The organism is Candidatus Eisenbacteria bacterium (assembly GCA_016867495.1).
Lineage (GTDB): Bacteria > Eisenbacteria > RBG-16-71-46 > CAIMUX01 > VGJL01 > VGJL01.
Genome location: VGJL01000326.1, coordinates 1 through 2,011 on the forward strand (window position 1 = coordinate 1; position 2,011 = coordinate 2,011).

General features: G+C 66.7%; 2 protein-coding genes. One reads left to right on the plus strand and one right to left on the minus strand.

Translation table 11 applies throughout. The annotated features are described in order from the left end of the window. Positions 1-249: 249 nt before the first annotated feature. Entirely contained in the window at positions 250-1,239 is a 990-nt protein-coding gene (locus tag FJY88_13930) for a PAS domain S-box protein (GenBank protein MBM3288425.1), read from the minus strand. Between the two features lie 144 nt (positions 1,240-1,383). Here FJY88_13930 and FJY88_13935 point away from each other — a divergent pair. Continuing rightward, on the plus strand, positions 1,384-2,011 hold a 628-nt coding region (locus FJY88_13935), incomplete at its 3' end, for a hypothetical protein (GenBank protein ID MBM3288426.1).

Here is a 2,011-nt window from a genome sequence, read left to right on the forward strand (position 1 = left end):
CGGGCCAACGCCGGATTCGAGTACGAGCTGGCGGAGCGAATCGCGTTGCGCGCGGGCTGGTACTTCCGCTACGACCAGGAGCGCTTCTCGGCGGGAGGAGGGTTGCTTCTGCCCACGGGCCTGGGCAGCGGGCTACAGGCGGACTACAGCTACACCGAGAACCATGAGCTTCCCGCCGTGCACAGGGTCTCGGCGAGCGTCCTCTTCTGACGCCGGGATCGACTGTGCCCCGATTGCGGCGGCCGCCGCCTAGCCCAGGCGCCGGCGCAGCTCCGTCAGCTCGGTCTTGTCCTCGGCGAAGACGACGATGCCGATGATCTCTCCGCTGTCGCCGATGACCGGCGCGCGGTGGACACGAATCGTGAAGGTCTTGCCGCCGAAGGGGACCTGACGATCGTAGTCGATCCTCTCCCCCTCGACGAGGACGAGCCGATCCATCTCGTCGAGACCGTCGACCCACTCCGCCGGGAAGAGATCCTCGTTGCGCCTGCCGGCAAGCTCGATCTGAGGGACTCCGCAGTAGTCGGCGAGGAGCTTGTTGCCGAAGATGAATCGTCCCGTCCTGTCCTTCAAGTAGACAATCCCAGGGCAGTTGTCCAGAAGAGCGCGCGTCTCGAGCTCGCGGGTTCTCAGATCGTCGAGGAGCGCCCGCTGCTCGAAGGCGGCTCCGACGGCCGCGGCGAGGACGGTCAGGGTCTCGATCTCATCCGGCTTCCAGATTCGCGCCCGGCGCGTCTCCTCGAAGGCAGCCACTCCATCGTGGCGCCTGCCGATGCGAAAACGGGCAAGCAGAGCGCTCCTGGCGTCGGTCTCCGGCAGCCTGCCCCCTTCCCTCTGGACCAGGAGAGGAATCTCCTGCAGATCGAGGATCCCCTCTTCCCGAAGCTTCTTGAACGAGGGCGGGAGGCCCTTGATGGCGATCCCCCGATAGGAGCGCGACCGGCTCTGCTGCCGCGCGGCGCACCACTCGAGCGCGCTCTCGGCGAGCGCCCCATCCCCGGAGGTCCGGAAGACCTGCAGCCGCGGGACGTCGTGGAAGAGCCCGACCCGCTGAAGGACCTCGACGATCTTAGGGTCTGACGCGGGGGCGAGGAGCAACTCCTCGTAGATCTCGCTGTGGAACTGCTTGAGCCAGAGCTGATAGCTCAGGCCGGATGATCCGGTGGATGGATCCTCCTGCGGCCCAACAGGCATGGGTCTCGATGCCGTATCACGCATTCGGGCTGGTTCTCTGCTCATGGTTCCTCCCCCGCGCCGGATGGATTCAACTGCCAGATCGGCACTCTCGGCCTGGCGACTGAGAGAATCCGCTCGGGCGCAGGCGGCGAAGTTTCCACGCCTCCGGATGTCTCGTGCTAGGATCCCCCGAAGCGGGGAGGAAGGATGGCCATGCGCGTCTTCATATCTGCGGACATAGAGGGAATCGGCGGGGTCGCGACGTGGGACCATGCGCGGACGGATGGAGCGGATCACCCGCGGGCGCGCCAGTGGATGACCGATGACGTGAACGCGGCCATCGAGGGGGCGATCGAGGGAGGCGCGGAGGAGGTGGTCGTCCGCGATGCGCACGGCCGCGCGCGCAACATCCTCTGGGAGAAGCTGCATCCTCGGGCGCGCCTCTTGAGCGGATGGGATCCGTCGATCGACATGCTCCTGGGGCTCGATCGATCCTTCGACGTCCTGTTCCTGGTCGGATATCATCCGGGGCCCGCGGTCCCCGGGGGCGTCCTCTCGCACACATTCACATCGCGGATCATCGATCTGCGCATCAACGGGAACCCCTGCAACGAGGCTGTCATCGCCGCCCTGCAGGCAGGAGAGCTCGGGATACCGGTGGGACTCGTCACCGGCCAGGCGGAGTTGCGCGACGAGATCGCTCCGACGATCTCCGATGCGGTCTTCGTCTCGACGAAGAGGGGGTTCGCCTACCAGGCGGCCCTGCTGGAGCCGATGGCGGAGTTGCGGGAGAAGATCAGGGAAGGGGCCAGGGAGGCCGCCTCCCGCCGCGCCG